We start from the raw sequence: 3,271 nt of genomic DNA, 5'->3' as shown, positions 1-3,271 counted from the left end.
GTCGAGACAGGCGACCTGCCGCCCGGCCGTGGACAACCCGCGACGCAACAGGAGGATCCACACCTGGCTAAAACCAACTGCAGATCCGTCCGTCGAACCGGGTCACTCTCAATTTGTTCAAGGCAAGCGAGGTTTTTCCGATGAGTCTTCTCTTTTGCCTTGCTAGAGTGACATCCCCCGGGCCTACTTACCTGTTCGTCACCCTGCGCGGTGAACCATACCTGCTGTGGCGTGTGGTCGATGAGCATGGCGCCGAACTCGACATCCCGGTTCAAAAGCGGCGCGACAAGGCCGCCACCAAACGCTTCTTCACGCGTGTGCTGCGTTCGAATCCGGCACCGCGCAAGATCGTCACCGAGCAGTTGCGAAACTATTCTGCAGCAGAAGCGCGGATCCTGGAGCTTGCGAACGTGAAGCACGTGTTCGTCAAAGTGGCAGCTCGGCCGAATAACCGCGCAGGGAATGGCCACCCAACCGACACGCGAGGGCGAGCGGCGCATGCGCGGCTTTCACGATCCTGAACGCACGCAGGCTTTCCTATCGATCCTCGGCCCGATTCGGCAGCACTTCGCACTCAAGCGCCATCTGCTGCGCGCTTCTCTCTATCGCAAACAACTCGCAGCCCGGTTCGTTGCATGGCGTGATTTCGCCGGATTCGCCCAAAATTCGTCGACTGCTTTCTGACCGGTAGCCGTATCTGCCCCTTTTGCCGTCTCACTGTTGGGCAAATTGACAAAGCCCCTATGACGATTGAGACGCGGACTGGTGCGCCACACCTCATACAGCTCCTCCGCAATCATTGTGGCGCCGCCTTCAGTACCCCACAACTTTGACGCAAATTTTGTACGAGACGCTTCACTGGTCCTTGCTGTTCCTGATCTTGAAACACTCAAACCAAGGCATCTTCGATGTGACGGCAACGCTGACTACAGCGAGAGACGATCCAAGCAATGTATCAAGGCTTCTATCAGAAAGCACGCTCTCGGTTTGCGTGCCGATGTAGTGGGACAAAAAGGCAACTGACAGTGTATAAAAGGATACGCTGAATAAGTACCATTTATGCGCTGCGGAATACGCTAGTGGCAATGCCACAGAGAGCAAGAACAACCATGCAACCGTCGGTAAATTAAATTGCATCAGAAGAAGCGCATATGCGCAGCCCAAAAAAGTACCCAGTGTGCGCTCCAGAGCGCGTCGCACCGTACTGGCAGTGTCTTCCTGCAATACAAGGCCGACGGTCATCAAGACCCAAAATGACCGATGCAACCCGGCCCATTGCGCTATCACCGCCGATAAACTCAAGCCCACCGCCAAACGCCATGCGAGCGTCAATGCGTACTCCGCGTGCCGCGGATCACGGGGGTAATGATGGCGATCCGTACCCCACAAGCCACCCCACAATAGACTATACAGGGCGTAGATCGTGCTCCCGATCGTAAGCTGTAGTGGCCAGTAATAGAACCGTTGAACGGGATAATCAGCCAATGCCATGTAGGAGCTGGTCATGAACTGTATCGCGAAGCCAAGGTTGGGTAGCCAGAATCGGCTGCTCAAATATACCGCCAAAACGGAAGACAATATCACAAAACATAATTGTGTTGCTATGTCCGGGCACAGGTTGAAAATAATGCCCAATATGGGAAATGCGAGTGTCGTGAGCGCCAGTGTCCGCGCGTACTGGCGGAAATGGTGTGAAGGGGGTTCCGCGAGAAGCCAACCGAACAGCCCCAATAACCACGCAAGAGACAGCGGCATATTGTTATAGAAAAATCCGGGAATAAATATCAACGCGATGCAGCTGAAAAGTTTGAGGCCGAATCCGACTTTGAGGTGCATATTACATCACTTAAAACGAGTTATTAGGCGAAGTTAGTCTGGTATTTGGCGACTTATGCTCGAGGTAGGCTTCGAATCTAGCGATCGATAGCCCCCTTCCTCCAGACGATGAAGCTGTGCCAATGGTGTCCGGCTCGCTTCCAGACGATCTCGACGCAATTGAGTTCGGGGAGGTAGAGTGGGAGATGGAATAATCGTTTTACGGTCATCGTGTAGCCTGCGCTCATGCGCTTCACGATAAATGACATGATAGATCGAGGACGTTGTCGAGTACCACCATACCGGGACGCTATCGCCGTGCAGAGCGAACTCCTCGAGGACCTCCAGGCCCGCGCCGCCTTTGACGAACGCACTAGCGAGATGTTGAGTCAACGCGTTGGAGGCGAACTCGCGCGCACCGGAGACCGTATGCCAACAATGGAAGTGGTGTTCGACACAATGAGGCAGTCTACGCGCCGACCATGCTGTTTGCACCGAGGGTGATGCGGCAAACCCCGCGTCATCGAAATGGACCAGACAAACTGTGTTGGCGCGACTAGTGCGTCGTAGGTTTCCCCCAGTCGTGATTTCCATCGAAGTCTCCTTGGTTGCGCTTTCGTTGAGCGAGAACTGGTTGCGCCCCAGTGAAAAGCTGTCCCGGCTAAGGGGCAGCCAACGGTGTGTTTCAAGTGCGCACGACATTGGCTGGCAGCGCACGACTTAGAGACGCTCCGATAGTTGACCGGGCGTCGTGCAATGAGCACACGTCTGTGTGGTTTTCAAGCCTGGAGAATGAATGCATACGCTTTAAGCATCGATCTTAAAAAATGCTTGGACAGCGAGTCAGCCAGGGAACCGGACACCGCGAGCTACGCGGCGATCGTTGACCACACTCTCGAGGCCAGCCTCGCTGGTTGATCAACAGGATATATTGCCAAGGTCGGGGCTTGAGCTTCCACGTGCCAAGCACCTGTGAGCAACAGGCGTGCGCGACAGCTCCCGCGTGGATGCCCATTCATTGACGATGCGTAATGTTACTGGGAAAGAGTAACGAGTTTATGAGCGCAGCAATTAATAGTTGATATATTAAATATATTTAAAGGCATCAGTGATAAACTGAGCGCGAATTTTTTTGTGAATTTATAAAATGTCACGTAATGATAATCGCCAATCACGTTGGAGTCGCAAATAACTAAAATTGGTTATAATAGCATTGGGGTGGATGTGTGACAGTTCGATGGAGAGATGGCGCCGGAAATTCGGACAGGCCGGTAAGTGGAACGGTCGGGGCCTGAGTTGGTCATAGGGACCAGCAGGAGGAACCCAAAGATGACAAAAAGAAGCTGCCGGTCGCACAGCCCGGCATTCAAGGCAAAGGTAGCGCTGGCAGCCCTGAAGGGCGACAAAACGCTAGCGGAGTTGGCGCAGCAATACGAAGTCCATCCGAACCAGATCA

Annotated in this window: 2 protein-coding genes and 1 pseudogene; 2 read left to right on the top strand and 1 reads right to left on the bottom strand. The window is 53.9% G+C overall.

The window, feature by feature from the left end; translation table 11 throughout:
- Positions 1 to 191 precede the first annotated feature (191 nt).
- Positions 192 to 684: pseudogene (locus HV796_RS41070) on the top strand (DDE-type integrase/transposase/recombinase); the annotation flags it as partial.
- Positions 685 to 855: 171 nt separating this feature from the next.
- On the opposite strand, the gene HV796_RS41065 reads toward HV796_RS41070, so the two are convergent.
- Positions 856 to 1,836, bottom strand: a complete 981-nt coding sequence (locus HV796_RS41065) for an FUSC family protein (protein ID WP_175233395.1) — start codon at positions 1,834 to 1,836, stop codon at positions 856 to 858.
- A gap of 1,308 nt (positions 1,837 to 3,144) precedes the next feature.
- On the opposite strand from HV796_RS41065, the gene HV796_RS41060 reads away from it, so the two are divergent.
- Positions 3,145 to 3,271 (top strand): transposase (locus tag HV796_RS41060; protein WP_175233394.1); only part of this gene is annotated, 127 nt, incomplete at its 3' end.

Source organism: Paraburkholderia humisilvae, assembly GCF_902859855.1.
GTDB lineage: Bacteria > Pseudomonadota > Gammaproteobacteria > Burkholderiales > Burkholderiaceae > Paraburkholderia > Paraburkholderia humisilvae.
The sequence above is the reverse complement of the archived record's forward strand: the minus strand, read 5'-3'. Positions and strand labels throughout refer to the sequence as shown.

Coding starts and splice junctions, on each gene's coding strand:
- HV796_RS41065 (WP_175233395.1), bottom strand. CDS start 1,836: ATGCACCTCAAAGTCGGATTCGGCCTCAAACTTTTCAGCTGCATCGCG.